General features: G+C 73.3%; 27 protein-coding genes. 18 read left to right on the top strand and 9 right to left on the bottom strand.

From position 1 onward, the window contains the following. Position 1: 1 nt before the first annotated feature. On the bottom strand, positions 2 to 1,381 hold the full coding sequence (locus JOE68_RS07790; protein ID WP_204841653.1) for a sensor histidine kinase: 1,380 nt from the start codon (positions 1,379 to 1,381) through the stop codon (positions 2 to 4). Beyond that, positions 1,382 to 2,059 carry a response regulator transcription factor gene (locus JOE68_RS07785; RefSeq protein WP_204841652.1) on the bottom strand — a complete coding sequence of 226 codons (678 nt, stop codon included), beginning with the start codon at positions 2,057 to 2,059 and terminating at the stop codon, positions 1,382 to 1,384. Between the two features lie 161 nt (positions 2,060 to 2,220). Between JOE68_RS07785 and JOE68_RS07780 the strand changes: the two genes are divergently transcribed. The 4 genes from JOE68_RS07780 to JOE68_RS07765 all read left to right on the top strand — a co-directional run bounded on the left by JOE68_RS07780 (position 2,221) and on the right by JOE68_RS07765 (position 5,533). Further along, on the top strand, positions 2,221 to 2,949 hold the full coding sequence (locus JOE68_RS07780; protein WP_204845978.1) for an amino acid ABC transporter ATP-binding protein: 729 nt from the start codon (positions 2,221 to 2,223) through the stop codon (positions 2,947 to 2,949). A gap of 62 nt (positions 2,950 to 3,011) precedes the next feature. Beyond that, the gene (locus JOE68_RS07775; RefSeq protein ID WP_204841651.1) at positions 3,012 to 3,899 is read left to right on the top strand and encodes a glutamate ABC transporter substrate-binding protein; all 888 of its coding nucleotides are present in this window, start codon (positions 3,012 to 3,014) and stop codon (positions 3,897 to 3,899) included. 120 nt (positions 3,900 to 4,019) lie between these two features. Beyond that, a complete protein-coding gene (locus JOE68_RS07770; protein ID WP_204841650.1) occupies positions 4,020 to 4,667 on the top strand; it encodes an amino acid ABC transporter permease in 648 nt (215 codons plus the stop codon). Further along, on the top strand, positions 4,664 to 5,533 hold the full coding sequence (locus tag JOE68_RS07765) for an amino acid ABC transporter permease (RefSeq protein ID WP_204841649.1): 870 nt from the start codon (positions 4,664 to 4,666) through the stop codon (positions 5,531 to 5,533). The genes JOE68_RS07770 and JOE68_RS07765 overlap by 4 nt, the downstream gene beginning before the upstream one ends. A 64-nt stretch (positions 5,534 to 5,597) precedes the next feature. Here the strand turns inward: JOE68_RS07765 and JOE68_RS07760 are convergent, their stop codons facing one another. Next, positions 5,598 to 6,677 carry an Rv2629 family ribosome hibernation factor gene (locus JOE68_RS07760; RefSeq protein WP_204841648.1) on the bottom strand — a complete coding sequence of 360 codons (1,080 nt, stop codon included), beginning with the start codon at positions 6,675 to 6,677 and terminating at the stop codon, positions 5,598 to 5,600. Positions 6,678 to 6,725: 48 nt separating this feature from the next. Between JOE68_RS07760 and JOE68_RS07755 the strand changes: the two genes are divergently transcribed. The 4 genes from JOE68_RS07755 (at position 6,726) to JOE68_RS07745 (ending at position 8,957) form a co-directional block, all read left to right on the top strand. Then, positions 6,726 to 7,445: an EcsC family protein gene (locus JOE68_RS07755; RefSeq protein WP_204841647.1), complete on the top strand. Its 720-nt coding sequence runs from the start codon at positions 6,726 to 6,728 to the stop codon at positions 7,443 to 7,445. A gap of 499 nt (positions 7,446 to 7,944) precedes the next feature. Then, positions 7,945 to 8,076: a hypothetical protein gene (locus JOE68_RS31745; RefSeq protein WP_275584708.1), complete on the top strand. Its 132-nt coding sequence runs from the start codon at positions 7,945 to 7,947 to the stop codon at positions 8,074 to 8,076. 33 nt (positions 8,077 to 8,109) lie between these two features. Continuing rightward, positions 8,110 to 8,292, top strand: a complete 183-nt coding sequence (locus tag JOE68_RS07750) for a hypothetical protein (RefSeq protein ID WP_204841646.1) — start codon at positions 8,110 to 8,112, stop codon at positions 8,290 to 8,292. 236 nt (positions 8,293 to 8,528) lie between these two features. Next, the gene (locus JOE68_RS07745; RefSeq protein ID WP_204841645.1) at positions 8,529 to 8,957 is read left to right on the top strand and encodes a CBS domain-containing protein; all 429 of its coding nucleotides are present in this window, start codon (positions 8,529 to 8,531) and stop codon (positions 8,955 to 8,957) included. A 36-nt stretch (positions 8,958 to 8,993) separates the two neighbouring features. Here the strand turns inward: JOE68_RS07745 and JOE68_RS07740 are convergent, their stop codons facing one another. After that, on the bottom strand, positions 8,994 to 9,524 hold the full coding sequence (locus JOE68_RS07740; RefSeq protein ID WP_204841644.1) for a CGNR zinc finger domain-containing protein: 531 nt from the start codon (positions 9,522 to 9,524) through the stop codon (positions 8,994 to 8,996). An 81-nt stretch (positions 9,525 to 9,605) separates the two neighbouring features. On the opposite strand from JOE68_RS07740, the gene JOE68_RS07735 reads away from it, so the two are divergent. Further along, positions 9,606 to 10,274 (top strand): maleylpyruvate isomerase family mycothiol-dependent enzyme, encoded by a 669-nt coding sequence (locus tag JOE68_RS07735; protein WP_204841643.1) that lies wholly within the window; start codon positions 9,606 to 9,608, stop codon positions 10,272 to 10,274. Here the strand turns inward: JOE68_RS07735 and JOE68_RS07730 are convergent. Next, a complete protein-coding gene (locus tag JOE68_RS07730; protein ID WP_204841642.1) occupies positions 10,258 to 11,034 on the bottom strand; it encodes an arylamine N-acetyltransferase family protein in 777 nt (258 codons plus the stop codon). The two genes, JOE68_RS07735 and JOE68_RS07730, sit on opposite strands and share 17 nt — an antisense overlap. 245 nt (positions 11,035 to 11,279) lie before the next feature. Between JOE68_RS07730 and JOE68_RS07725 the strand changes: the two genes are divergently transcribed. Both JOE68_RS07725 and JOE68_RS07720 read left to right on the top strand, forming a co-directional pair. Next, on the top strand, positions 11,280 to 12,050 hold the full coding sequence (locus tag JOE68_RS07725) for a polysaccharide lyase family protein (RefSeq protein WP_204841641.1): 771 nt from the start codon (positions 11,280 to 11,282) through the stop codon (positions 12,048 to 12,050). Between the two features lie 82 nt (positions 12,051 to 12,132). After that, the gene (locus tag JOE68_RS07720) at positions 12,133 to 12,792 is read left to right on the top strand and encodes an endonuclease V (RefSeq protein ID WP_204841640.1); all 660 of its coding nucleotides are present in this window, start codon (positions 12,133 to 12,135) and stop codon (positions 12,790 to 12,792) included. Here the strand turns inward: JOE68_RS07720 and JOE68_RS07715 are convergent. Then, a complete protein-coding gene (locus JOE68_RS07715; protein ID WP_204841639.1) occupies positions 12,753 to 13,973 on the bottom strand; it encodes a family 4 glycosyl hydrolase in 1,221 nt (406 codons plus the stop codon). The genes JOE68_RS07720 and JOE68_RS07715 overlap by 40 nt on opposite strands. A gap of 330 nt (positions 13,974 to 14,303) precedes the next feature. Here JOE68_RS07715 and JOE68_RS07710 point away from each other — a divergent pair, with 330 nt between their 5' ends. The 6 genes from JOE68_RS07710 (at position 14,304) to JOE68_RS07685 (ending at position 21,528) form a co-directional block, all read left to right on the top strand. Continuing rightward, the gene (locus tag JOE68_RS07710) at positions 14,304 to 16,151 is read left to right on the top strand and encodes a Xaa-Pro dipeptidyl-peptidase (protein ID WP_204841638.1); all 1,848 of its coding nucleotides are present in this window, start codon (positions 14,304 to 14,306) and stop codon (positions 16,149 to 16,151) included. Positions 16,152 to 16,245: 94 nt separating this feature from the next. Further along, complete coding sequence (locus JOE68_RS07705; RefSeq protein WP_204841637.1) at positions 16,246 to 17,001, top strand: M23 family metallopeptidase; 756 nt, start codon at positions 16,246 to 16,248, stop codon at positions 16,999 to 17,001. A 144-nt stretch (positions 17,002 to 17,145) separates the two neighbouring features. Next, a complete protein-coding gene (locus tag JOE68_RS07700; protein ID WP_204841636.1) occupies positions 17,146 to 18,270 on the top strand; it encodes a DUF4192 domain-containing protein in 1,125 nt (374 codons plus the stop codon). A 610-nt stretch (positions 18,271 to 18,880) separates the two neighbouring features. Then, the gene (locus JOE68_RS07695) at positions 18,881 to 20,146 is read left to right on the top strand and encodes an eCIS core domain-containing protein (protein ID WP_204841635.1); all 1,266 of its coding nucleotides are present in this window, start codon (positions 18,881 to 18,883) and stop codon (positions 20,144 to 20,146) included. A gap of 129 nt (positions 20,147 to 20,275) precedes the next feature. Further along, a complete protein-coding gene (locus JOE68_RS07690) occupies positions 20,276 to 20,695 on the top strand; it encodes a helix-turn-helix domain-containing protein (RefSeq protein WP_204841634.1) in 420 nt (139 codons plus the stop codon). Next, positions 20,692 to 21,528, top strand: a complete 837-nt coding sequence (locus JOE68_RS07685) for an alpha/beta fold hydrolase (RefSeq protein ID WP_204841633.1) — start codon at positions 20,692 to 20,694, stop codon at positions 21,526 to 21,528. Before JOE68_RS07690 ends, JOE68_RS07685 begins: the two co-directional genes overlap by 4 nt. Positions 21,529 to 21,609: 81 nt before the next feature. Here the strand turns inward: JOE68_RS07685 and JOE68_RS07680 are convergent, their stop codons facing one another. Then, positions 21,610 to 22,107 (bottom strand): DinB family protein, encoded by a 498-nt coding sequence (locus JOE68_RS07680; RefSeq protein WP_204841632.1) that lies wholly within the window; start codon positions 22,105 to 22,107, stop codon positions 21,610 to 21,612. A gap of 82 nt (positions 22,108 to 22,189) precedes the next feature. Between JOE68_RS07680 and JOE68_RS07675 the strand changes: the two genes are divergently transcribed. Beyond that, on the top strand, positions 22,190 to 22,927 hold the full coding sequence (locus JOE68_RS07675; protein WP_307819569.1) for an aminoglycoside phosphotransferase family protein: 738 nt from the start codon (positions 22,190 to 22,192) through the stop codon (positions 22,925 to 22,927). 96 nt (positions 22,928 to 23,023) lie between these two features. Here the strand turns inward: JOE68_RS07675 and JOE68_RS07670 are convergent, their stop codons facing one another. Together JOE68_RS07670 and galE are read right to left on the bottom strand one after the other, a co-directional pair. Beyond that, positions 23,024 to 25,057 carry a S9 family peptidase gene (locus JOE68_RS07670; RefSeq protein WP_204841631.1) on the bottom strand — a complete coding sequence of 678 codons (2,034 nt, stop codon included), beginning with the start codon at positions 25,055 to 25,057 and terminating at the stop codon, positions 23,024 to 23,026. Further along, positions 25,054 to 26,025, bottom strand: coding sequence for a UDP-glucose 4-epimerase GalE (galE, locus tag JOE68_RS07665; protein WP_204841630.1), 972 nt, complete (start codon positions 26,023 to 26,025; stop codon positions 25,054 to 25,056). Before galE ends, JOE68_RS07670 begins: the two co-directional genes overlap by 4 nt. Positions 26,026 to 26,043 lie beyond the last annotated feature (18 nt).

Genomic DNA, 26,043 nt, shown 5'->3' with positions numbered 1-26,043 from the left:
CCTAGACGGCGGGGAAGGTCACGGTGACCCGCAGCCCGCCCGCCTCGGGCAGCGCCAGCCGCACGGTCCCGTCGACGCGCTCCACGACCTGCCGCACCAGCGCCAGCCCCAGCCCGGAGCCCTGGATGTTCTGGTGGGCGGGCGAGCGCCAGAACCGGTCGGTGGCGCGGTCCAGCTCCTCCGGCGCCAGGCCCGGCCCCTCGTCCTGCACCGTCAGGTGCACCAGCGGCGGGCGCCGCCGGACGTCCACGCGGACCAGGGTGTCGTCGGGCGCGAACTTGAGCGCGTTGTCCAGCAGCGCGTCCAGCACGGTCTCCACCCCGCGCGGCGGCGCGAGCACCGTCCCGCCGGGCTCGCCGTCCAGCACCAGGTGCACCGAGCGGGCCGCGGCGGCGGGCTGCCACGCGGACAGCCGCCCGGCCACGGCCCGGTCCACGTCGACGGCGACCGGGTCGACCGACGACGAGCCGGCGCGCGCCATGGACAGCAGCTCGTCCAGGATGCGGTTGAGCCGGTCGGCCTCGTCCAGCGCCGCGACCTGGTGCACCACCGCGTCGCCGGAGACGTGGCCCTCCAGGTTGGACAGCCGCAGCTTGAGCGCGGTCAGCGGGTTGCGCAGCTGGTGGGACGCGTCGGCGACGAACGCCCGCTGCGCCGCCAGCACGTCGGCGACGTTGGCGGCCATCTGGTCGAAGGAGCGCGACAGCTGCCGCAGCTCGGGCGGGCCCGACGACGAGCCCACCGGCTGCACCGGCCGGCCGGACACCACCGAGGCCAGCAGCGCGCCGGTCGCGTCGTCCAGCCGCTGCACGGGCCGCAGCATCCACCGCACCAGCGGCAGCGCGGCCAGCACGGCCAGCGACAGCACCAGCAGGCTCGCGCCGAGCAGCACCAGCCACCACAGCAGCACCTCGGACCGGGTCTTGCCGGTGGGGGAGAAGGTGACGACCGCGCCGCGCACCTCGCCGTCGGCCAGCACCGGCTCCGCCAGCACCAGCTCGGTCGGGTCCCACGGCATGAGCAGGTCGGGCGCCACCGGCTGCCGCCCCGCCAGCGCGCCCCGCACCAGGTCGGCCACGGACGCCGGGGTGACGTCGATCCCCGGCCCGGACGCGGCGACCACCAGCCCGGAGCGGTCCAGCAGCGCCACCTTGATCCCGTACAGGTCCTGGTAGCGGGCCAGCTCCCGCTCCAGCACCGCCGGCTGGTCGTCGATCAGCGGGCGCTGCGCCACCGACGCGAAGCGCGCGGTGTCGGTCAGCCGGTCGAGGAACATCTCCTGCTGCTCGGCGGCGGCGACCCCGCGCCCGAGCGGCACGCCCAGCCCGACCAGCACCAGCACCACCAGGGTGACCACGGCGCCCAGCAGCCTCGACCGCACCTAGCCCCCGTCCGAACTCAGCCGGTAACCGACCCCGCGCACGGTCTCCAGCAGCGCGGGCCGCCCCAGCTTGGTGCGCAGGGTGGCCACGTGCACGTCCAGGGTCCGGTTCGCGCCGGCCCACGTGCGGCCCCAGACCTCGGCGAGGATGCGCTCGCGCGTGCACACCGCCCCGCCCGCCGCCATCACCAGCGCCAGCACCTGGAACTCCTTGCGGGACAGCGCCACCGGTTCACCCGCGACGGTGACCTGGTGCCGCGCGAGGTCGACCCGCACGTCGGCCGCCTCGAACACCTCGGTGCCGGTGCCGCCGACGCCCACCGGGTCGCCGCGCCGCCGCCGCACCGCGTGCACCCGGGCCACCAGCTCGCCCACGTCGTAGGGCTTGACCAGGTAGTCGTCCGCGCCGGCGTGCAGCCCGAGGATCCGGTCGTCGATCTCGCCGCGCGCCGACACGACGATGATCGCCACGTCGCTCGCGGCCCGGATCTGCCGGCACAGCGTCACCCCGTCGACGTCGGGCAGGCCGAGGTCGAGCAGCACCACGTCGACCCCGGTGAGCCGGTCGAGCGTCCCCCGGCCGGTCGCCTGGCGGTCCACGGTGAACCCGCGCCGCGCCAGCGCCGGGACCAGCGCTTCCGCGACCCGGTCGTCGTCTTCGACCAACAGCACGCGCACCGGCGGCCTCCCGAGTTATTGTCGCCTGCCTGTGACAGAGTTGAGACCCTAAGTCTTGCTCAACCGCCTGGACTGGTGTGGTGACGCGCACCTAGGTTTCCCGCCATCGCCGAGTACCCCTTCTGGAGGATCCGATGTCCGGCCCCACACCTGCCCCGCCGATGATCCGGATGGCGGGCGTGGACAAGTTCTTCGGGCCGCTCCACGTGCTCAAGCAGATCACGCTGGAGGTGCCCCGGGGCCAGGTCGTCGTGGTGCTGGGGCCCTCGGGCTCCGGCAAGTCGACCCTCTGCCGCACGATCAACCGCCTGGAGCCGGTCGACGCCGGCTCCATCGAGGTCGACGGCCGGCCGCTGCCCGCCGAGGGCAAGGAGCTGGCGCGGCTGCGCGCCGACGTCGGGATGGTCTTCCAGTCGTTCAACCTGTTCGCCCACAAGAGCATCGTGGACAACGTGATGCTCGCACCGGTCAAGGTCCGCAAGACGCCCGCGGCCCAGGCCCGCAGGACGGCCATGGAGCTGCTGGAGCGGGTCGGCATCGCGAACCAGGCGGAGAAGTTCCCGGCCCAGCTGTCGGGCGGGCAGCAGCAGCGGGCGGCGATCGCCCGCGCCCTGGCGATGCGCCCCAAGGTGATGCTGTTCGACGAGCCGACCTCCGCGCTGGACCCGGAGATGGTCCAGGAGGTGCTGGACGTGATGACCACGCTGGCCAAGGAGGGCATGACCATGGTCGTGGTGACCCATGAGATGGGCTTCGCCCGCAAGGCCGCCGACCGCGTGCTCTTCATGGCCGACGGCGAGGTCGTCGAGGACTCGACGCCGGAGCAGTTCTTCTCCGCGCCGAAGTCCAACCGCGCGAAGGACTTCCTCGGCAAGATCCTGACCCACTGAAGCCTCGTGACCGCGGCGCTGGGCCTGGCGCCGCAAGACCCCGAAAGAGCAGGAGAAGGACGATGAGGGTTCGCACCCTTGCGGTGGTGCTGCTGGCGGGCGGCCTCGCCCTGACCGCGTGCGGCAAGGAGGGTAGCCCCGGCGAGTCGAACCCGGCCCCTTCGCAGGAGGTCGCCAGCGGCGTCCGGGTCGAGGGCTCCAAGACGTTCGACAGCATGACCCAGCGCGGCAAGGTGGTCATCGGCGTCAAGGACGACCAGCCGGGCCTCGGGCTCAAGGACGCGACGACCAACAAGTACAGCGGCTTCGACATCGAGATCGCGAAGCTCATCGCGGCGCAGCTCGGCTTCGACGAGAGCAAGATCCAGTACAAGTCGATCCCCTCCGCCGGCCGCGAGCAGGCGCTGATCAACGGCGACGTGGACTACTACGTCGGCACGTACACGATCAACGCCGGCCGCAAGGAGAAGATCGCCTTCGCCGGCCCGTACTTCACCGCCGGCCAGGACCTGCTGGTGCGCAAGGACGACGACTCCATCACCGGCCCGGAGTCCCTCAAGGGCAAGAAGGTCTGCTCGGTCACCGGCTCCACCCCGATCAAGAAGATCAAGGAGGGCGGGTACACCGAGGCGGAGAACATCTCGGAGTACCAGACCTACTCGCAGTGCGTCGCCAAGCTCGCCGAGGGCGCGATCGACGCGGTGACCACGGACGACGCGATCCTCAAGGGCTACGCGGCCGACGAGCCGGACAAGTTCAAGGTCGTGGGCAAGCCGTTCTCCGTCGAGCCCTACGGCGTCGGCCTGGCCAAGGACGACAAGCCGATCCGGGACAAGATCAACGACATCCTGGAGGGCGCGATCACCGGCGGCGACTGGCAGAAGATCTACGACGCCACGCTGGGCAAGTCCGGCTCCGCGGCGCAGAAGCCCGTGATCGAGCGCTACTGACGGCGCGGCGCGCGTCCCGATCGACCTGGGCGCCACTGATCAGCACTGATGGTGGCCGGTGACCCCGCCGCGGCGGCGGGGCGCCGGCCGCTCCCATGACGTCCCCGGCGAGGAAGTCCCATGAGCGTCCTTACCACCTTCTCCGACCTGTTCCTCAGGGCCTTCGGCACGACGATCCAGCTCTTCCTGCTCTCCGCGGTCGGGTCGCTGGTGCTGGGCACGTTCCTGGCGATGCTGCGGGTCAGCCCGGTCCCGGTGTTCCGCCTGGTGGGCGCGGTCTACGTCACCCTGGTCCGCAACACCCCGCTGACCCTGGTGTTCTTCTTCTTCACCTTCGCCTACCCGCTGCTCAAGATGCTGCGGCTGGACCCGTTCCAGGGCGCGGTGGTCGCCCTGAGCCTCTACACCTCGGCGTTCATCTGCGAGGTGGTCCGCTCGGGCATCAACACGGTGCCGGTGGGCCAGGCCGAGGCGTCCCGCGCGCTGGGCCTGACGTTCGGCCAGATGCTGGTCAACGTGGTGCTGCCGCAGGCCGTGCGCTCGGTGGTGCCGCCGCTGGTGAGCACGCTGATCGCGCTGCTGAAGAACACCACCGTCGCGGCCGGCTTCTCGGTGTCCGACGCCGGCTCCATCAGCTACGTGCTGTCCGACGAGGGCGCGAACATGCTGGTGGGCCTGTCCTGGGTGGCCTTCTTCTTCGTCCTCCTGGTGGTTCCGTTGACCCTGGTGCAACGCGCCCTTGAAAAGCGCTGGAGCGTGGCCCGATGAGCTCCGTCCTGTTCGACGTGCCCGGCCCGAGGGCGCGGGTGCGGCACCGGATCCTGGCCGCGGTGGGGCTGGTCGGGGTGCTCGCCCTGCTCGGCTACGTCGGCTACCGCTTCTACGACAGCGGCCAGTTCGAGCCGCGGCTGTGGAGCTGGCTGCAGTGGCAGGCGGTGCAGCTGGAGCTGCTCGGCCGGCTGGGCAACACGCTCAAGGCGTTCGCGGTGGCCGCCGTGCTGGCGGTGCTGTTCGGGGCGCTCCTGGCGGCGGGCCGGCTGTCCGACCACGTGGCCTGGCGGATCCCCGCCACCGCCGTGGTGGAGGTCTTCCGCGCCATCCCGCTGCTCATCCTGATCTTCCTGTTCTACTTCGGCCCGTCGGCGTTCGGGGTGAAGGTCTCGCCGTTCACGGCCGTGGTGGTGGGCCTGACGCTCTACAACGGGTCCGTGCTGGCGGAGGTGTTCCGCGCCGGCGTGCTGTCCCTGCCGCGCGGCCAGGCCGAGGCCGCCTACGCGCTGGGCATGAACAAGACGCAGGTCATGGTGCTGGTGCTGCTGCCGCAGGCGCTGCGGGCGATGCTGCCGACGATCGTCAGCCAGCTCGTCGTGCTGCTCAAGGACACGGCGCTCGGCTTCATCATCACCTACCCGGAGCTGCTGGACTACGCGAAGTACCTCGGCGGCCTGGGCCAGTTCGGCCGGCCGCTGGTGCCGCTCACGCTGGTGGTCGCCGCCATCTACATCACGATGTGCCTGCTGCTCACCTGGTTGGCCACGTGGCTGGAGAAGCGCAACCGGCGCAACAAGAGGGTCGTGGCGCCGGAGGGCAAGGCCGCCGAGCAGGTGGTGCTGACCAACGCGTCCGGCGTCTAGCCGCCGGAGCGCTCGACCAAGGGGGAGCACCCGCCACCGGGTGCTCCCCCTTCGTCGCACTCCCTCAGTGGCGCAGCAGCGCCCCGACGCCCTCCCACAGCTTGGTGTCGTCGGTGATCACCACCTGCGCGCCGGTCGCCGTCGCCGCGCCGGCCAGCGCCTCGTCGGCGGGCAGCTCGTCGATCCGGTCGACGCCCAGCGCCCGCAGGTCGCCCTCCCGCACCGCCACCAGCGCCGGGTCGTCCGAGGCCCACACCGTGCGGCGGCCCAGCGCCTGGTCGGACACCAGCAGCGTGGCGACGTTCGCCTCGCGCAGCGCGGCCACGACGCGCTCCATGCCCTGCACCGCGCGGCCCTGGTCGCGGCCCGACTCGGCGGTGAACTCCTCCACCACGTCGTTGTCCAGGTCGTGCTGGTACTGCGCGACCAGCGACCGCACGGACGCGTCGAACGCCTCGTCGTCGGCGCCGTCGGCCAGGCTGCCGCCGTCGACCTCGATCAGGACGTCGCGGCAGCGCGGGCTCAGCTCCTCGCGCACGGCGGTGCGGGCCTGGACCTCGCCGCCGAGCACCAGCAGCCGGGCGTTGAGCCCGGTCACCATGCGGTCGGCGGCCTCGGCGATGAGCGCGGCGTTGCGCTGGGCGGTCTCCTCGACCTTGTTCTGCATCCGCCGGTGCGACCACCCGCCGCCGCGCGCCTTGTGCAGGGGGTGCGTGTCGCCCTGCACCTCGGTGGTCTGCTCGCCGTGCCCGTCGTAGCCGTGCAGGTCCGCGCCCGCGCGGTCGGTGACGACCACGACGTGCGGCAGCGCCGTGCCGGCCAGGTTGGCCAGCGGGAGCAGGTGCGGCAGCCGCGACCAGCGGGCCGTGTCGGCCGCGGGCGGGCGCGGCAGCGCCCGGTTGAGCAGCAGTTGCCCGTGCGCGGCGATGAGCGCCCGGCCGGCCTTGCCCACCGCCGGCTCCAGCGCCGCCGCGTCCAGGGCGCCCAGGGTCTCCTCGTCGGCGCCCTGCCGCGCCAGGTCCTCGCGCAGCCCGCGCCAGCGCAGCTCCAGCGCCTTGGCCGCGTCCTCAGTGTCGTGCGAGGCGTCCAGGTAGACCGAGGCGAAGGGGCCGCGGTCCCGGACGATCTCTCCCAAGGTGGACATGTCCATGGGACACGGCTACCCGCCAGGACGCCGCGTAACCTCGGAGCCATGGTCGAGGAACCCGGTGCCCTGGTGAAGGCGCAGCAAGGCGCGGTGGACCAGCTCCTCAAGGTCGGCATCGACGGGTTCGGGCCGTTCAAGGGCGCCCAGCAGGCCGCTCGCGACCTGCTGGCCGGCGGTCTGACCAGGGACGAGGCGATCCGCAGCCTGATCCGCACGCACGTGACCGCGGCGGGCGTCCAGGGCTTCGCGATGAACCTCGGCGGCCTGATCACCCTGCCCGTGGCGCTGCCCGCCAACGTGGCCGCCGCGTACCTCGTGCAGACCCACCTGATCGCGTCCATCGCGGCCGTGCAGGGGCACGACCTGGAGAGCGACGAGGTGCGCACGGCGATCATGGTGTGCCTGCTGGGCAACGCGGGGGCCGAGCTGCTGAAGAAGGCGGGCATCAAGGTGGGCTCGAAGCTCACCATGAGCCTGATCGAGCGCATCCCGGCGCAGCTCATCCGGGAGGTCAACAAGCGGGTGGGCTTCACGCTGCTGGCCAAGTACGGGACGTCGCGGGCGGGCATCACGCTGGCCAAGGGCGTGCCGCTGGTGGGCGGTGTGATCGGCGGCGGGTTCGACGCGGTGACCACGCGGGCGGTCGGGGGCTTCGCGCGCCGCTTCTTCGCGTCCGCCCCGGAGAGCCCGCTGGTGGTCGACGGCCGGGTGGTGGAGCCCGAGGTGCTCGAGGGCGAGGTCGTGGACATCACCGAGCACGACTGACCGACCCGCGGTCCGGCGCCGGCCCGGCTCCCGCGGTGGGCCGAACCGGCTCCCGGGCCGGGCGCGCGGGGTGGCTCGTGGTCGCTCGGGCGGGTGACGGCGCGCCCGCCTCGGCGCCGCGCTCGCGGGACGCGCTGCCGCCAGCCCCTGTCGTTCCACTGTGGACGGCGCAGCGGCAGCCGCGCCGGGACCCGCCGTCCGCCGGTCCCGTCACCCGGACGCGGCATCGTCCTGAGTGGAATTCCCCGCGGGTGCGCCCCCGGTCGCCGAAAAAAGCCCTTGGCAGCGCGGGGAGGAACGCGCTAACGTCTTCCCCATGTTCTTCCAGATCTACTCCTGAGGATTTCCTCCTTCGCGCCGCACCCGGCCGCTGAGCCGGTGCCGAGCGCCGATTCCCTGGTGGCCCTAGCGGCTCTTCGACGACCCCCGCGCTTCTTCTCCGGGGTCGTACGCCTTTGCACGCCTCGAATTCTTCCCAGGAGGCGGTCGTATGCCCACCATGCGCGCAGAACAACCCGACGACGGCCAGCCGACCAACCGGCGCGCCCGGCGCTCGCGCGGCGCCGATCGGCCGCGCTCCGGCGGCCGCGTCGTCGTCAACCCGCGCCAGTACGCCATGCGGCGTCGCTGACCAGCGACTTCGCCTTCACCCCAGGAGGGTCCCATGACCGATCAGAAGAACGTCCCCGGTGACGACGAGCTGCCCGAGCCCGAGGCCGGCGTCGTCCCCAATCGCCGCGATCGCCGCGGTCACGCACGCAAGAACGGGGGCGTTCACGTGCCCCCCGGCCGGCCGCACCAGGCGGATTTCGTCGGGCGCAGGGTGTTCCGCCGCACCGGCGGCTGATTCCACCACGTGGTCCGGCGTCGCGGCAGTCCGCGGCGCCGGGCGCGTGGAACGCGCCCGCACCCCGGGCCGGCCTGCCCGCACCGCCGGTGCCGCGAACCGTTTCGCGGCGCCGGCGGTGATTGCTGTCGCGCCCGTTTCCTGGTCCTTTCGGGCGTGCGGTCTGCCGGCGCGGACGCGCGCGAACTAGCCTGGATCGGGTAGCACCGGATCCGGCCGGGACCAGGAGGCGCCGCGTGAGGATCGCCGACGTGTTGCGGAGCAAGGGGTCGGCCGTGGCGACGGTCGACGCGAAGGCGTCGGTGGCGGAGTTGGCCGCCGCGTTGGCGGAGCACAACGTGGGCGCGATGGTCGTCCTGGGCCCCGACGGCGTCGCGGGGATCGCCTCGGAGCGGGACGTGGTCCGCGGTCTGCGCGACCGGGGCGCGGACCTGCTCGCGGCGCCGGTCGCGGAGATCATGACGACCGACCTGCTCACCTGCTCGCCCGGTGACCCGGTGGACGGCCTGTCGGTCCTGATGACCGACCGGCGGGTCCGCCACGTGCCGGTGGTGTCGGGCGGGCGGCTGGTGGGCATCGTCAGCATCGGCGACGTGGTGAAGAGCCGCATCAGCCAGCTCGAGCAGGGCCGCGACCAGCTCACGGCCTACATCGCCCAGGGGTAGCGGGCCGGCTCGCGGTGGTCCGCGGCGCCCGGGTCGTCAGGCCCGGGTCCGGTGGTAGTGCTTGCTGACCCTGGCGCGGTTGCCGCACGAGGGCTTGCACCACTGCTGCTGCGGGTGGGCCTTGACGAAGTACCTGATGCACCGGGGAGCGGGGCAGGCGCGCAGGTCCGCGCGCTCCTCGCCGGCCAGGAACGCGATCGCGGCCGTCGCCAGGTCCGCCAGCAGCCGGTCGCCCTCCGTCGCGGAGTCCGCGTAGCGCAGCAGCGGCGGCGGCCCCCACTCCAGCCGCGCCGCCCTCGGCGCCCGCGCCGCCGCGTCGTTGACCGCGCGCACCGCGTCGGCGAGCGGCACCAGGTGCGGCGAGTCCATCCGCTCCCCGGCGCCGACCGCGTGCGCGAACAGCGACCGGACGGCCCATCGCAGCCGCACGACCTCCAGCCGCAGCTCCTCGTCCGCGGCGTCGAGGTGGGCCCACGCGGCCAGCCCCGCGGTCGTGGCGAGGTCGTCGGCCAGCCCGCCGCGCCCGTCGTGGCGGACCGTGCTCGCGAACTCCAGCGCCCGGTTCATCCCGGCATCCTAATGGACTTCACGGTTGCGCCCCGCTATCGTCCCTAATGGCTTACCGGATTGACACCATTAGGGGGAGTTGTGCCGATCGACGACGCCGTGCCCGCCGCCGCGCTCCGGGCGCACCGCAGGTTCGCGACGATCATCGCGGGGCTGACCGACGCGCAGGTCGGCGAGCCGTCCGCGCTGCCCGGCTGGACGCGCGGCCACGTGCTGTCGCACGTCGCGAACGTCACCACGGCGATGGCGGTCCAGGCCGAGAACGAGGGCGTGGAGGTCGAGGTGTACCCCGGCGGGCGCCCGGCCAGGGACGCCGCCATCGAGGCGGGGGCCGGGCGTTCGGCCTCCGGGCACCGCGCGGCGGTCGAGGCCGCCGTCGCCCGGCTGGCGCAGGCGTGGTCGGGCGTGCGCGACTGGTCCTCCCGGGTCGCCTTCCGCGACGGCACGCTCCTGGACACGGCGCACGCGCTGTGGCGGGAGGTGGAGATCCACGCGTTCGACCTCGACCTCACGCCGGTCCGGTGGTCGCCGGAGTTCTGCGGCCACGCCGTGGACTTCCTCCGGCAGCGCGTCCCGGACGGCGTCCGGCTGACCCTGGCGCCGGTGGACGACAGCCGCCGGTGGACGATCGGCTCCGGCGAACCCGCCGAGCTGACGGGGAACCTGCACGACCTGGTGGCCTGGCTCGCCGGCCGCGAACCCGCGGGCGCGCTGTCGGGGCGGCGGCCCGCGCTCAACCCGTGGCCGTAGGCAGCTCCAGCCCGAAGTCGTCGCGCAGCGCGGTGACCAGCTCCTCGGGGGACAGGGTCCGCTTCTCCGGACCGCCGTCGGGGGTCGCGACGGTGAGCACGTCGCCGGTGATGGCCCGGCGGGTCCGCTCGTCGGTGCGCTGCACCAGCAACCTGCCGACGAACGGGCTCTTCGGGCTGGTCGACATGTAGTGGTTGAGGACCGCGAAGTCGGCGGGTGTGGTGGGGTCCTCGGTGAAGTCGTACAGCGGCACCCACGTGCCGCCCTGCAGGGACTGCAACCGCCACCCGTCGTCGTCGCGGTCGAGCCGGAACGTCCAGTCGCCCTGCTGCTCGAATGCGCCCTGCGCCAGCGGCATCGGCGTCAGCAGCCCGCCGCCGCCGAAACCCACGTCCACCAGCCACTTGCGGTCGACGCGCAGCAGGGCGTGGGTGCGGGGCACGTCGCCCTCGCGGCCCAGCACCACCCGCGCGGCGAGGCCGGTCACCTCGTGGCCCAGCCGGTCCAGCACCGCCGCGAACAGCAGGTTCTGCTCGTAGCAGTAGCCGCCGCGCCTGCGGCGCACCATCTTGTCCTGCAACGAGGGCACGTCCAGCGCGATCGGCACGCCCGCGCCGATGTCCGCGTTCTCGAACGGGATCGCGGCCAGGTGCGCGCGGTGCAGCCCGCGCAGGGTGGTCGCCGGGTCGGCCTCCGGGTCGACCCGGAAGCCGACCCGGGCCAGGTACGCGTCGAGGTCGAGGAGTTCACCGTTCCACATCGGGCCAGCATGTCAGGCCGGGACCCGGGTGCGGGCAGCCCCTCGACCCCGCCGGGCGCCGGGGTCGTCACGCGGGCGCCGGTCGGGGGACCGCGTCGGCGGCCCGGAGGCGGGGTCCACGCCGACATCCCGACCGGTCGTTGACAGCCCTCGCGGCGCGGTGGTCTGATGCGAGGCATTCGGTAAACGTCTTTCCGAATTGCCGCCGCCCTCGACCGACCACCGAAGACCGAGGAGGAGCAGACGTGGGCATCACCCGCCGATCGGTCCTGACAGGTGCGGCGATCACGCCGCTGCTCATCGCGGGAGGGGGAGTGGCCTCGGCCGCCTCGTGGCGGCTCAAGTGGAGCCCCCGCCCGGACACCGACGGCCTCGGCGCGTTCGAGAGCGTCGAGGACGACCGGGCCGGCTCGCACCCCGGCGTCAAGCACATCCGCGTGCAGGGCGGGGCCTACCGGTTCGACATGCACACGCAGGACCGCGACACGCACACCGACCGGCAGCGCAACGAGGTCGCGGGCATGAGGTCCGACGGGAAGGACGTCATCCTCCGCGAGGGCGAGCGCTGGCGCTTCGGCTACTCCATGTTCATCCCGTCGACCCTCATGGCCACCAAGACGTTCACCCACGTCATGCAGACCAAGAAACCGGGCCCCGGCACCTCGCCGGTCACCGTCATGTCGTTGCGCCGCACCGGCGGCGTGCCGACGATCGAGTTCAAGGTCTTCGAGGGCGACGTCCTCGTCGGCGCCACCCCGCTGGCCCCGCTCCAGGACCGCTGGATCCACACCGACGTCGAGATCACCGTCGGCGACGGCAAGTCCGGGCGCGTCCGCTGGGTCCTGCGCGACGGCGACACCGAAGTCCTGGACAGGACGAGGTCCGGCGTCGACACCTTCCTCGGCGACCGGCTGCGGCCGAAGTGGGGCATCTACCGCTCGCTCGGCGACACCTCCGGCGCGCTGCGGAACTGCCACCTGCTGCTGCGCGACCTGAAGGCGTATAAGTTCGAGTGATGCCACAGGAGATCACCGGGGCCGCGCGCGACCTGCCGGGCCTTCCCGGCGAGCGGCGGCGCGCGGCCCCGGTGGGGCGCGGGTGACCCCCGAGGAAGCCGTCGCCGAGCAGGAACGGCTGCGCCCGCTGGTCCGGACGTCGACCGACCCCGGGCTGGACGTGGCGCACGTGGCCGGCCTGGACGTCTCCTACGCCGACGACGACCGGCTCGTCGGCGCGGTCGTGGTGCTGGACGCGGCGACGCTGGAGACCGTGGACTCGGCGGTCGTCCGCGGCAGGGCGCGGTTCCCGTACCTGCCGGGGCTCTTCGCGTTCCGCGAGCTGCCGCCGCTGCTGGAGGCCCTGGGCCGGCTCACCGTCACGCCCGACCTGCTGGTGTGCGACGGGCAGGGGTTGGCCCACCCCAGGCGGTTCGGGCTCGCCTGCCACCTCGGGGTGCTGGTCGACCTGCCCAGCGTCGGGGTGGCCAAGACGCCGATGGGGCGGTTCGAGCAGCCCCCCGACGAGCGGGGCGCGACCGCGGACCTCGTGCAGGACGGCGAGGTCGTCGGGCGCGCGCTGCGGACCCGGGTCGGGGTGAAACCGGTGTTCGTGTCCGTCGGGCACCGCGTCGACCTGGACCGGGCGTGTGCCGAAGTGCTGCGGCTGTGCGTCACGCGGCTGCCGGAGACGACCCGCCGCGCGGACGCGCTGGGGCGCGCTCAGCTGAGGTGGGCCAGCTCCGGGTGCCGCCGGGCGTAGGCGTCCAGCAGGCCCTCGGCCGCCGAGAGCGAGTCGACCAGGGGGTGCAGCGCGAACGCCTTCAGCGCCGCCGCCCGCGTGCCCTCCACGACCAGCCGGTCCACGGCCTTGACCGACAGGACGAGCCCGGCGGCGTGGTCGGGCAGCCGGCTCACCGGCAACGGCTCGGCGCCGTTCGCGTCGACCGCGCACGGCACCTCCACGACCGCTTCGGCGTCCAGAGTGGACAGGGTGGAGCCGTTGCGGACGTTGAGGATGAGGGTCGTGCGCTCGTCATCGGCGATCGCGCGCATGAGCCGCAGCGCCACGTGCTCGTACCCGCCGCCCTCCAACGTGTCCCGGTCCTGCTTCATGTACGTCGCCTCGCGCTCCAGCCGGGTGGTCTCCCAGTCCACCTCGCCGTCGTAGAAGCGCTCCTGCTGCCGCAGCAGGAACGCACCCCGGTCGTCGCCCATCGCGTCCCGCGTGTCGTAGTAGTAGTGCAGGTACTCGTTGGGGATGACGCCGAGGGCCTGCAACCACTCCGCGCCGAACAGCCTGCCTTCCTCGAAGGACCGCAACGCCTCCGCGTCGGCGAGCAGCCGGGGCAGCAGGTCCTCCCCGTCGAGGTGGACGCCCTGCAGCCACCCCAGGTGGTTCAGCCCGGCGTAGTCGAACGTCGCGCCCTCGACGCCCAGCGCGTGCGCCACCCGGCGGCACAGCCCCACCGGCGAGTCGCAGATGCCGATCACCCGCGGGCCCAGGTGCTCGGCCATGACCTCGGTGACCAGGCCGGCGGGGTTGGTGAAGTTGATGACCCAGGCGCGCGGCGCGAGCCGGGCGACCCGCCGGGCGATGTCCCGGGCGACGGGGGCGGTGCGCAGCCCGTACGCGATGCCGCCCGCGCCGACGGTTTCCTGCCCCAGCACGCCGTGCGCGTGCGCCACCTGCTCGTCGATCGCGCGCCCGGCCAGTCCGCCGACCCGGATCGCGGAGAACACGAAGTCCGCGTCGCGCAGCGCGTCGTCCAGGTCCGTGGTGACGCGAACGCGCGGCCCGCCCCGCAGCACCGCCCGGATGCGCGCGAGCCGCGCCGGGTCGACGTCGTGCAGCACGAGTTCGTCCACGCGCCCGTCGGCGACCAGCGCCTTGTGCACCAGCGGCACGCGGAACCCGCCGCCGCCCAGGATGACCAGCCTCATGCGCCCCATCCTGCCCCGGCGAGCGGCCCGGTGAAGGCCGACGTCAGCGGATCGGGGCCCTCGTGGCAGCGCGGCCGGTTCGGGCCGCGGCGCGGCGCCGCCGGACCCGCCCGGCGGGCCGCGCCGACCACGTCGGCCCGGCGGCGGTGCCGCGCGCGTGGCCCCGGAAGAGGGAGCGGAGGAGTCTGCACCCCGGGTCGCCGCTGGTCAAGGGCCGATCGTCGGGTGTTCCCGGTCCATCCACAGTGGACGTGAGCGGCCCTTGACACGTCTTGCGGGGTGGGGGAAAGGTCTGCACAAACCTGTCCTGCACATGATGGGGGAACAGCCGTGAAGGGTGTTCGGAGAGCCGCGGTGCTGGCGGCTCTGGCAACGCTGCCGCTGGGCCTGCTGCCCGCGGTGGCCTCGGCCGCGCCGGGAGGCCCGGTGTTCGAGGACGGCGAGGCGCAACCCGTCTTCGACGCGAAGGACGTGGTGAGGCAGAGCGTCTGGGTGCGCGCGCCGGTCGACAGCGACCGCGACGGCCGGGACGACGAGGTCTACGCGGAGGTCGTGCGGCAGACCGCGACCGACCGGGGCCTCAAGGTGCCGGTGGTGTTCTTCAACAGCCCGTACTTCTCCGGCGGCAACGACGTGGCCAACCACGACGTCGACGTCGAGCTGTACGTGCCCGACCGGCGCGGCGGCCACGCCAAGCGCGACGGCTCGGTGCTCAAGGCCGAGGCCGACGAGCGGATCGCGGCGGCCGTCGGGCCGAACGCCGGCCCCATCACGTCCGCGCGGTACGAGGCTTACTTCATCCAGCGGGGCTTCGCCGTGGTGTACGCGGAGTCGCTGGGCACCGGCAAGTCCTCCGGCTGTCCCACCTCGGGCGGGCGCAACGAGACCATCGGGTCGAAGTCGGTCGTCGACTGGCTCAACGGCCGGGCGACGGCGCGCGACGCGTCCGGCGCGCGCGTCAAGGCCACCTGGTCCACCGGCAAGGTCGGCATGATGGGCGTGTCCTACAACGGCACCCTGCCCAACGCCGTGGCGGCCACCGGGGTGCGCGGCCTGGAGGCGATCGTGCCGATCGCGGCCATCTCCAGCTGGTACGACTACTACCGCGCCGACGGCGCCGTGGTCGCGCCCGGCACGTTCCAGGGCGAGGACCTGGACGTGCTCGCCGAGTACGTCTACACGCGGGCGGACCGGGAGATCTGCAAGCCGGTCATCGCGGAGGTCGCGGCCCAGCAGGACCGGGTGACGGGTGACTACAGCGCTTTCTGGGACGAGCGGAACTACGTCAAGGACGCGTCCAAGGTGCGCGCGGCGGTGCTCGCCGTGCACGGCCTGGGCGACTGGAACGTCAAGACCAAGCACGTCGCGCAGTGGTACGAGGCGCTGCGGCGCAACGGCGTCGAGCACAAGATCTGGCTGCACCAGTCGGGGCACACCGACCCGGACACGCTGCGGTCCGCGGAGTGGCGGCGCACCATCAACCGGTGGTTCAGCCACTACCTGTACGGCATCGACAACGGCATCGAGAAGGAGCCGAAGTCGACCATCCAGCGCGAGGACCGCACCACGTGGGTGGACGAGGCGGACTGGCCCGCCCCCGGCGCCGCGAAGGCCCGGCTGCACCCGTGGGCGGGCGGTTCGGCCAAGGGCGCGCTGAAGCCGTCGGCCGTGCCCGGCCGGCCCGTGGTGGAATCGCTGCGCGACGACTCGTCCAAGCTTGCCGAGGACCTGGCCGACCTGCCCAGCTCCGGCAACCGGCTGTCCTACGCGACCCGGGCGACGACCACGCCGCTGCGGCTGTCGGGCACCCCCCGTGTCGAGCTGGCGGCGTCGTTCGACCGGCCCGCGGCGAACGTGACGGCCCTGCTGGTCGACCGCGCGCCGGACGGGGCCGGCCACGTGATCACGCGCGGGTGGACCGACCCGCAGAACCGCGTCGACCCGGCGAGGACCAAGCCGATCAAGCCCGGTGAGACCTACCGCGTCGAGGTCGAGCTGCAGCCGCAGGACTACGTCGTGCCCGCCGGGCACTCGCTGGAGTTCGTGCTGATCTCCAGCGACCACGACTACACGCTGCGGCCGAAGCCGGGCGCGGGGCTGTCGATCGACCTGACGTCCACGGTGGTGGAGCTGCCCGTGGTCGGCGGGAAGCAGGCGCTGCGCGGTGCGGTCGGTTAGGCGTCAGTTCACCGTTTGACCACCTGAAGAGCCTTCCGCCTCGACGACCGGGCGTGGTCCGATCACCACACCCGGTCGTCAAGGAGGTCGGCAGATGCGCCGAGCGCTCGTCACGGTCCTCGTCGCGCCGCTGGTCGGCCTCGCCCTCACCGCGGGCGAGGCGTCGGCGGCGCCCAACTTCCAACTCCCCTTCCCGTGCAACCAGGTGTGGGACGGCCAGACGCGGACCAACCACAGCCCCGCGAACTCGGTCGACTTCAACCGCGCGAACGACGACGGAGACCCGGTCGTCGCCTCCGCCGCGGGCACCGTGTCCAGGGTCGCGAACGAAGGCGCCACCAGCTACGGCCGGTGGGTCGAGATCGACCACGGCGGCGGCTGGCGGACCCGGTACGCGCACCTGTCCGCGCAACGCGTGAGCGTGGGGCAGTCGGTGCGGCTCGGCCAGCAGATCGGCAACGTCGGCACCACGGGCGGGTCCACCGGCCCGCACCTGCACTACGAGCAGCGGCTCAACGGCGTCGACCGGAAGGCCGTCTTCAACGGTTCGCAGGCGTATTACTGGGGCACTCGCAGCTACACCAGCCGCAATTCGTGCAGCGGCGTCACGGGGACCGTGGGGACCGACAGCGGGGCGGCGGTGACGGTGCGGTCGGGGCCGGGGACGAATCACCCGGCCGTGGGCTCCGTGGCCGACGGTTCGTCGGTGACGATCCGCTGCCAGGCCGTGGGCAGCTCGGTGACCGGTAAGTACGGCACCACCAACCTGTGGGACCGGATCGGTTCCGGGTACATCTCCGACGCTTACGTGTACACGGGCTCCGATGGCCGCGTAGCGCCCTCCTGCTGATTTCCCCTATGCGCTCCCTTGCGGATTCCGCAAGGGAGCGCATTCCCGTATACGGGCAAACCCGAATGGGTGATGCCGCCGAGTTGTCCACAGATTCCTCCCCCGTCCTGGCCCGACCCCCGGTCCGCCGCCACGATCGACCCCATGACACCCCTCACCGTGCCCACCGGTCGCCTGCACACCCCGGGAGACCTGGTCGCCGCCCTGCCGTACCTGCTCGGTTTCCACCCGGTCGACTCGCTCGTGCTGGTCCAGCTCGAGGCGGGCGCGATCGCCCGGACCCTGCGCGTCGACCTGCCTGCCGCGCGCAACGACCGCCGGGCCGCCGACGAGCTGGCCCTGCCGCTGCGCGGCCGGCCGGGCCTGCGGGTGGTGGTCCTGGTCATCGGCGGCGGCCGGGGCGACCCGCCCGAGGAGCTGCCGCGCGAGCACCTCGTCGCGTGCCTGGAGGCGTCGCTGGCGCACGCGGGCGTGCCGGTGACGTGCGCGGTGTGGTCGCCGGCCACGGCGAAGGGCTCGCCGTGGCTGAGCTACCGCGACCTGGGCGACTCCGGCTCCGTGCCGGACCCGACGACCACGGCCGTCGCCGCCGAGGCGGTGGTCCGGGGCTTCGTCACCCACCGGGACCGGGCGGCGCTGGCGGCCACCCTCGCCCCGGACCCGGAGGAGGCGCTGTCCCGCCGGTCGGCCCTGCTCGACCAGCTGGTGTCGGCGGCGGGGGAGCACGACCACGACGACCCGGCGACGATGTTCCGCCGGCGGGAGCTGGTGCGGGCGCAGGTGGCGAAGGCGCAGCACCGGACGGCGCCGCTGACCGACCCGGAGGTGGCGGATCTGGCCTACGCGCTGTCCGACCTGTGGGTGCGGGACGCCAGCATGGGCGACGCGATAGGCCCGCACGCCGTGGGCGCGGAACGCCTGTGGACCGAGCTGACCAGGGCGACCCCGCACCCGGAGATGGCGGAGCCGGCGACCCTGCTGGCGTTCACGGCCTACGTCCGGGGTGACGGGGTGCTGACCCGGATAGCGCTGGACCGAGCCCAGGAAGCCCAACCGGGCCACCGCCTGTCCGTGCTGCTGCGGGCGGCACTGGACAGCGGAATGCCCCCGTCCACCGTGCGCAACCTGGCGGAACGAGCCGCCGCGGCCCCTTGGCTCCCCACCGAGGCCGACCTCGCCCCGGAGGCCGCCGACCACCCGCCCGGGGGCGGCCCCGCACCGGCGGGGGCCCCGCCCGACAACCGGCCGGGAGGGGAGGGCTCCACCTAGGTGTCACAGGTCATCACGCTGTCCTGTCCGGTGATTCCTCCGTGCCCGTGCCCGGGTCAGCGAGCGGTGCTGGGTCAGCGAGCGGTGCCACGGCCGACCTGCCGCCAGACCGGCGTGATCGGGTCGTACTTGAGCCGATCCGGCGGCGTGTCGGTGGCCGGGACGTGGCGAGGTCCCCGGTGGGCGGCCACCGGCCCGCCCGGTGCGCTTGCGGCCGGCCCGCTGGTCGGTGGAACCGGGAACCGGTCATGGCCCAGGTGAACACCGTGCAGTGGTCGACGTCGCCGCCGGTCGACACCACCGACAGGGGCCGGCCGCAGCCGGCGCAGGCGAGGCGGAGCCTCGTGGCGGGCCCGCTGTGGGAGCGACCGACGGCATGATCACCGGCGACGACCTTGTCCCCGACATTGCCCTTTCGCCCCTCCTCGGGAGATGACGCCCAGGCCACCCCGGGGGCGACGGTCGACAGCGGGAGGGGTTCGTGCACGCACATGAACGGGAGGACGGCCGGGCGCAGGTCGCGGCGCTCGTCCGGCACGAGAACCGCCCTCACGAGCACGAACACGTTTCCGGGGGGTGCGCGCGCCACCCGCTGTCACCGCAACGGGTCGTGGCCTTGCAGCGCTTGATCGGCAACGCCGCGACGAGCCGGATGGTCACCGCCCAGCGCTCCGCCGTGCACGACGTCCTGAGCACGCCCGGTGCGCCGCCGGCGCCGCCCGCGCGCCAGGACGTGGAGGGGAGCCTGGGCGCGGACTTCTCCGACGTGCGCCTGCACACCGACACCGCCGCCCAGCGCTCCGCCGTCGGGCTCGGCGCGCACGCCTGCTCCTCGGGCAGCCACATCGTCTCGGGGCCGGGTGGCCTCGACCGCGAAACCCCGGTGCACGAGCTGGCCTACGTCGTCCGGCAGCGGCAGGGGCCCGTCGCGGGCACGGACGCGGGCGGTGGACTGCGGGTCGGCGACCCCGGTGACCGGTACGAGCGCGAAGCCGAGGAGGTTGCGGAGCAGGTGGTGTCCGGCGACGCGCCCGCGCTCGGCCACACCGAGGGGGCGCCGAGCGGGGCCGTGACGGGTCACGTGCAGCGCAAGGTGGGGTTCGAGGCGGAGATCGACCTGCCCGTGACCAAGGGCAACGGGCGGATGTTCGAGGTCGGGGACACCAAGCTCGGCGACAGCACCATGTCGCTGGTCGAGGGCGGGCAGGACCGGGCTTTCGACGTGGTCACCGACAAGCGGAGCCTGAACAGGGCGGGCCCGTACTCGAACACGGAGTTCGTCACCGGCGCGGTGTCCGTGGTGGGGCCGGAGCACGAGACGGGCGCCGCGCGGCTGCACCGCATCGCCGACGAGATGCGGGTGGTCCAGGAGCAGTTCTACCTCGGCTCGATCCGGGCCAGGCTCCCCGAGATCGTGCAGGACTTCCTCGACACCTTCGACGTCAACGAGGGGGACAACGTTTTTTCCGACCTGTTCGACGAGATGCAGAAGCAGACCTTCTCGGGTGAGGAAGGGGAGGGCTACAACCCGGAGGACAGCAGTCAGATCGACGAAGCCTCCCGGGTGGTGTCGTTCGAGAACTACGCGTACTCCGCCTTCAAACGCGCCGGCTCCGGGCCGGAAGGCGGTGGCGTGACCCAGGAGGAGGTGTTCGGTGGCATGAACACGATCGCGCCTCACGACGAGCACGGGTCGGTCATGGTGCCCATGGAGATCCGCAGGCTCGGGGGCAGGCGCAAGACCTGGGAACAGCTCAAGACGGACCTGGCCAACCTCGTGGACAGGGCCGAGGACGCCTACCGGAGGGACCAGGAACTCACGCAGGGCGAGAGCGACCAGGAGGGCAAGCCGCTCCCGTCGCGACCCAGGACGTGATCATGGTGCTTCCCCCGGCCTGCTGGCAGGTGCTGCCGTGGAGCGGCCCGACGACACCTAAAGTGATCCAGCCTCCCATTACCTAAACAACCCTGTAGTTCATCCAGATAGGGATGTTAAGGTAACGGCATGGACAAGCGTCTCTACTCGGCGGAGGAGGTGGCCGAGCGGCTCGGGCTGCACGTGCGCACGGTGCGCGGCTACCTCCGCGACGGGCGGCTGCGGGCGGTCCGCATCGGGAAGCAGTACCGCATCACGCGGGAGGACCTCGATGCGTTCATCGGTGCGCCGGTGGTGGACCAGCCCGAAAGCGGGCAACACCGGCACGTCGACGTGTCGAGCATCGTCGAGATCGACGCGGTCGGCCCGGAGACGGCCCACCGGGTCAGCACCCTGCTCACGGCCATGCGCACGCACGCCGCCGACCAACCGCTGCGAGTGGAGACCACCTACGACGAAGGAAGGGCGCGCATGAAGGTCGTCGTCCTCGGCGGGTTGGCCGACACCAGGCACATCCTCGAGTACCTGCAGGCGGTGCTCGAGTCGTGATCTACAAGACCGAGGCCGGCGAGCGGGAGATCCTGCGCCGCTACGAGCAGGCCCTCGCGAAGTGGCCCGTCCCGGCCGAGCACCGGCGGGTGCCGACACGGGAGGGCGACACCTTCGTCCTCGTGTGCGGCCCCGACGACGCGCCGCCCCTCCTGCTGCTCCACGGATCGGGCTCCAACGCGGCGATGTGGCTGGGTGACGTCGCGGCGTGGGCGGGGCACTTCCGCGTCCACGCCGTCGACGTGATCGGCGAGCCGGGGTTCTCCGCGCCCTCGCGCCCGCCGCTGGACTCCCCGGCCCACGCGCTGTGGTTGGACGACGTCCTCGACCACCTCGGGCTCGAACGCGTCGCGATCACCGGGGTGTCGCTCGGCGGGTGGCTGGCGCTCGACTACGCGACGCGGCGACCGGACCGGGTCGGGAAGCTCGCACTGCTGTGCCCCGGCGGCATCGGGCGCCAGAAGGTCGGGTTCCTCCTCAAGGCCCTGCTGTGCAAACCGTTCGGGCAGTGGGGCGTGCGCCGGTCGATCAAGGCGGTCGCGGGCGTCGACGCCCGGGTGGCGCCGGAGGTCGTCGAGTACCTCGCGCTGACGTTCACGCACTTCCTGCCCCGCCGGGACCGGCTGCCGGTGTTCCCCGACGAGGCCCTGCGGAGGCTGACCATGCCGGTGCTGGTGGTCGTCGGCGGGCGCGACGCGATGTTCGACTCCTACGACACGGCCGAACGCGTGAACCGCGCCGTGCCGCACGCCGACGTGACCCTGCTGCCCGAGGTCGCGCACTCGATCACCGGCCAGACCCGGCCGATCCTGGAGTTCCTGCTCGGCCGGTGACGCGCACGCTGGCCGGCGCGCGCGTCACCGGCACGAGCGCGTTCCCGCCAGGCCGCCGGATCGCGGGCGGGGGCCGGCGCGTCACTCGCCGATGAGCTGCTCGCGCAGGATGTCCGCGTGCCCGCAGTGCTGGGCCAGCTCGCGCAGCACGTGGAGGTACACCCAGCGCAGCGGGAGCGGACCGCGCCGGTTGCCGTGGACCACGTCGTCCAGCCCCAGGGGCGCAGTCGCGCGGCGCGAGGCTTCACACGCCTCGCGGTGGGCTTGCCGGACGGTGGCGATGGTGTCCCGGTCGTCGAGGACGAACGACTCGTCCGGTGTCGCGGGAATGCCGATCTCCGCGCGCGACCGGCACGTGACGGCTTCGTCGAACCAGACCTCCTCGACGAAGGTCGCGTGCTTCACCAGGCCCAGCAGCGTGGTCCGGGAGGGCACCAGCGATCGGCGCGCCTGCTCCTCGGTCAGGCCGTCCAGGCAGCCGTTGAGCGCCGCCCGGTGCTCGTCGAGGAACGCCTCGAACTGGACCCGGACCGGCTGGTCGGTGACGCCTTCGGCGGATGCCGGCGGGAGGGGGGACATGCGCGAAGCATCCCAGAACCGCCGTCCGGCAGCCGCGGTTTTCCAGTAGGTGGGCGGGCCGGGGCGCGGATAGGGTCGGCGGGTGGGGGAGCGGGAGATCGTCGTCGCCGACGGGCGGGTGTCGCGGCCGGCCGGGTGGTGGAGCCCCGTGGTCCACGCGTTCCTGGAGCACCTGCGCGGTGTCGGCTTCGACCGGGCGCCCAGGCCGTTGGGGTTCGACGGCGACCGGGAGGTGCTGACGCACATCTCCGGTGACTCCGGCGCCGAGGGGTGGAGCCGGGTCGTGCCCGAGGAGGGGCTGCGGGGGTTCGCGCGGCTGTTGCGGGACTTCCACGAGGCGTCGCGGGGCTTCGTGGCGCCGGAGGGCGCCGAGTGGGCGCTTCCCCCCGACGAGGCGAGCGGCGTGGTGTGCCACGGGGACTTCGGGCCGTGGAACGTCGTGTGGGACGGGTCGACGCCGGTGGGGTTGCTGGACTTCGACTTCGCGCGGCCGGGTGATCCGGTGGACGACGTCGCCTACGCGCTGGAGTACGTCGCGCCCTTCCGCGCCGATGCGGAAGCCCTGCACTGGCACCGCTTCACCACCCCGCCCGACCGGCGGGCGCGGATCGAGACCTTCGCCGGGGCCTACGGCCTCGCGGACACCGACGGCCTGGTCGACGCGGTGATCCGGCGGCAGGAGCGGACGGTCCGGGACGTGGCGGCGTTGGCCGCCCGCGGTGTCGAACCCCAGCGCTCCTGGGTGGAGTCCGGCGTGCTGACCACCCTGCGGCAGCGCGCCGAGTGGAGCCGCGCCCACCGCCACCTGGTCGGCGGCTGACGCCCGGCGCCGGTCACCGGGGCGGGGGCGGCGAACGCCGTTCGCCGCCCCCGGGTCCGCGATCACCGCCGCGCCGGGCTCGGAGCAGGTCCGGGCTCAGAGCAGGTCCGGGCGGCGCCAGGGTTCGCCCAGGACGTTCTCCGCCAGGAAGGCGAAGATCGTCTCGTACCAGACCGCGGAGTTGCCCGGGGTCAGGATCCAGTGGTTCTCCGTCGGGTAGTACAGGAACTTCGCCGGCACGCCGTGGCGCACCAGGTCGAAGTACAGGCGCTGCCCCTCGCCGATCGGGACCCGGTAGTCCTTGTCGCCGTGGATCACCAGCATCGGCGTCTTGATGTCGGCCACCCCGAGGTGCGGCGAGTTCGCCCGCACCTGCTCCTGCTGCCGCAGCGGGTCGCCCATCTCGCGGATCCAGTAGTACGAGTCGTCCGTCGTCCCGGTGAACGAGTCCAGGTGCCACAGCGACGCGTGCGTGACGATGGCCTTGAAGCGGTCGGTCCGGGTGGCGATCCAGTTCGCCATGTACCCGCCGAACGAACCGCCCATCGCGGCCGTCCGGCTCTCGTCGACGTCCTCCCGCCGCACCGCCACGTCCGTGATCGCCATCAGGTCCGTGTACGGCTTCGCGCCCCAGCTGCCCCACCCGGCCCGGATGAACTCCTGGCCGTACCCCGTCGACAGGGCCGGGTCCGGGAGCAGGACCGCGTAGCCGCGCGCGGCCATCAGCCACGGGTTCCAGCGCCAGCTCCAGCCGCTCCAGCTCATCACCGGGCCGCCGTGCACCCACAGCAGCAGCGGCGCGGGCCGCTCCGGCGAGCAGCCCGGCGGCAGGACCAGCCACGCGCGGACGGTGCGGCCGTCGGCCACCACCGTCTCGACCTCGGTCAGGGTGCCCGGCAGGGACTCGACCCGGCCCGGCGCGGGCAGCGGCACGGCCTCCTGCTCCGGCTCGGCCGGCGCCAGGCGCACCGGCTGCGCCGGCTGGTCGAGGGCGTTGCGCAGCGCGTAGACGTGCTCCGCGCCGACCTGCACGTCGGTGTAGGCGCCGGACGCCGTCAGCCGCACCAGCGCGCCCGACGCCAGGTCCAGCCGCCAGATCGGCTGGTGGCCCCGGTGCGAGCTGGTGAAGTACACCGCCGCGCCGTCCGGGCTGACGACCGGGTGCTCGGGCTCCTCGGGGAAGTCCGGCGCGAGGTCGGTGACCGCGCCGTCCAGGGAGATCCGCACCAGCGCGTTGTGCCACGGCGCGTCCGGGGTCGAGTCCAGCGCGCGGACCGCGATCACGCCCGAGGAGTCCGGCAGGAACACCGCCTGCCCGAAGGAGTGACCCTCCACGTCCGCCAGCACCCGGCTCGACGAGCCGTCCGCCGCCGCCAGCCGCAGCCGCACCCGCGACCCGTAGGAGGCGCTCACGGCGACCCGCTCGGTGTGCACCACCCACCGGCCGTCGGGGCTGATGGCGGCCGAGTCGTCCAGCCGGGCGCGCGCCCGCGGCGTGAGGTCGACCAGCCCCGCCGGGTCCAGGCGGTCGGCCGCCGGGTCGAGCGCGGTGGTGAGCAGCCTCGGGTAGCCGGGGCCCAGGTCGGCGTCCCAGTACCGGATCGGGTAGGACTCGTGCAGGATCGCGGTGACGCCCGCGTCCTCGCGGGACTTGCGCAGGGCCTCGTCGGCCTCGCCGAACTCCGCGGTGGGGTGCGCGCCCGCCGTCAGCAGCAGCGTCCCCGCGTCGCGGGCCACCGCCACCCGCTCCACGCCACCGGCCGGGCGCAGCAGTTCGCGGGCCTCGCCGACCGGCGGCAGCAGCCACAGCGCCGTGCGGTCCCGCGCCTTGCCGTCGGCGGGCTTGGCCGCCGGGTCGGGCCGGGCCGACAGGAACAGCAGCGAGCCGTCCGGGGTGAACACCGGGCTCGACTCGCCCTTCGCCCCGCGGGTCAGGCGGCGCGCCGGGCGCTCGCCCGCCGGGTCGACCTCCCACAGCGCGCCCTGCCACGCCTTGCCGTCCGGCGACAGCTCCGCGACCACCGTCACCAGGCGCGTGCCGTCGGGGGACAGGGCGAGCGACCCCAGCCGGGGCAGCGCGGCGAACGCGGACAGGTCGGCGAAGTCCTCCGCGCGGATCGCGCCGCTCATCGGGCGCCCCGCCCCGACCGGCCCCGGGCGAAGTCCCACGCGTCGCGCACGATGCCGGTCAGGTCCACCCGCTCCGGCTTCCAGCCCAGCTCGGTCCGCGCGCGCTCGCTCGACGCCACCAGCACCGCCGGGTCGCCCGACCGGCGCGGCGAGACCTCCGCCGGGATCGGGTGCCCGGTGACCTCGCGGCACGCGTCGATCACCTGGCGGACGGAGAAGCCCAGGCCGTTGCCCAGGTTGTAGATCCGGTGCTCGCCGGCGGCCGCGTGGGCCAGCGCCTTCAGGTGCGCGTCGGCCAGGTCCGCGACGTGGATGTAGTCGCGCACGCAGGTGCCGTCCTCGGTCGGGTAGTCGTCGCCGTACACCGCGACCTCCGCCCGCTCGCCCGCCGCCACCTGGAGCACGATCGGGATCAGGTGCGTCTCGGTGGTGTGCCGCTCGCCGAACCGCCCGTACGCGCCCGCGACGTTGAAGTACCGCAGGCTCACCGCCGCCAGGCCGTGCGCGGTGGCGTAGCCGGTGATGGCGTGGTCGATCGCGAGCTTGGTCGCGCCGTAGGTGTTGGTCGGCCGGGTCGGCGCGGTCTCCACGATCGGCACCTGCTCCGGCTCGCCGTAGGTCGCCGCGGTGGAGGAGAACACCAGGCGGGGCGTGCCGTGCTCGCGCATCGCGTCCAGCAGCCGCAGCGAGGTGACCACGTTGCCCTGCCAGTACTTCGCCGGTTCCTGCTGCGACTCGCCGACCAGCGACTTGGCCGCGAAGTGCAGCACGCCGTCGAAGCCCTCGGCGAGCACCGAGCCGATCACGTCGTCGATGTTCGCGTCGACCAGCCGGGCGCCGTCGGGGACCGCGTCCGCGTGCCCGGTGGACAGGTCGTCGAGCACGACCACCTCGTGACCCGACTCGACCAGCCGAGCCGCGCACACGCTGCCGACGTACCCCGCACCGCCCGTGACGAGCAGCTTCACCCTGATCCCCGCTTTCGT

The organism is Saccharothrix algeriensis (assembly GCF_016907655.1).
GTDB lineage: Bacteria > Actinomycetota > Actinomycetes > Mycobacteriales > Pseudonocardiaceae > Actinosynnema > Actinosynnema algeriense.
Note: the sequence above shows the minus strand (reverse complement) of the source record. Positions and strands in the feature narration are given on the sequence as shown.

What these genes read in the sequence shown, in the direction of transcription:
- JOE68_RS07760 (WP_204841648.1), bottom strand. Translation starts at nt 6,677, where the DNA reads ATGTCCACCTTGGGAGAGATCGTCCGGGACCGCGGCCCCTTCGCCTCG.
- JOE68_RS07740 (WP_204841644.1), bottom strand. Translation starts at nt 9,524, where the DNA reads ATGAACCGGGCGCTGGAGTTCGCGAGCACGGTCCGCCACGACGGGCGC.
- JOE68_RS07670 (WP_204841631.1), bottom strand. Translation starts at nt 25,057, where the DNA reads ATGAGCGGCGCGATCCGCGCGGAGGACTTCGCCGACCTGTCCGCGTTC.
- JOE68_RS07700 (WP_204841636.1), top strand. Translation starts at nt 17,146, where the DNA reads ATGACACCCCTCACCGTGCCCACCGGTCGCCTGCACACCCCGGGAGAC.
- JOE68_RS07730 (WP_204841642.1), bottom strand. Translation starts at nt 11,034, where the DNA reads ATGTGGAACGGTGAACTCCTCGACCTCGACGCGTACCTGGCCCGGGTC.
- JOE68_RS07775 (WP_204841651.1), top strand. Translation starts at nt 3,012, where the DNA reads ATGAGGGTTCGCACCCTTGCGGTGGTGCTGCTGGCGGGCGGCCTCGCC.
- JOE68_RS07755 (WP_204841647.1), top strand. Translation starts at nt 6,726, where the DNA reads ATGGTCGAGGAACCCGGTGCCCTGGTGAAGGCGCAGCAAGGCGCGGTG.
- JOE68_RS07765 (WP_204841649.1), top strand. Translation starts at nt 4,664, where the DNA reads ATGAGCTCCGTCCTGTTCGACGTGCCCGGCCCGAGGGCGCGGGTGCGG.
- JOE68_RS07715 (WP_204841639.1), bottom strand. Translation starts at nt 13,973, where the DNA reads ATGAGGCTGGTCATCCTGGGCGGCGGCGGGTTCCGCGTGCCGCTGGTG.
- JOE68_RS07705 (WP_204841637.1), top strand. Translation starts at nt 16,246, where the DNA reads ATGCGCCGAGCGCTCGTCACGGTCCTCGTCGCGCCGCTGGTCGGCCTC.
- JOE68_RS07780 (WP_204845978.1), top strand. Translation starts at nt 2,221, where the DNA reads ATGATCCGGATGGCGGGCGTGGACAAGTTCTTCGGGCCGCTCCACGTG.
- JOE68_RS07750 (WP_204841646.1), top strand. Translation starts at nt 8,110, where the DNA reads ATGACCGATCAGAAGAACGTCCCCGGTGACGACGAGCTGCCCGAGCCC.
- JOE68_RS07680 (WP_204841632.1), bottom strand. Translation starts at nt 22,107, where the DNA reads ATGTCCCCCCTCCCGCCGGCATCCGCCGAAGGCGTCACCGACCAGCCG.
- JOE68_RS07690 (WP_204841634.1), top strand. Translation starts at nt 20,276, where the DNA reads ATGGACAAGCGTCTCTACTCGGCGGAGGAGGTGGCCGAGCGGCTCGGG.
- JOE68_RS07770 (WP_204841650.1), top strand. Translation starts at nt 4,020, where the DNA reads ATGAGCGTCCTTACCACCTTCTCCGACCTGTTCCTCAGGGCCTTCGGC.
- JOE68_RS31745 (WP_275584708.1), top strand. Translation starts at nt 7,945, where the DNA reads ATGCGCGCAGAACAACCCGACGACGGCCAGCCGACCAACCGGCGCGCC.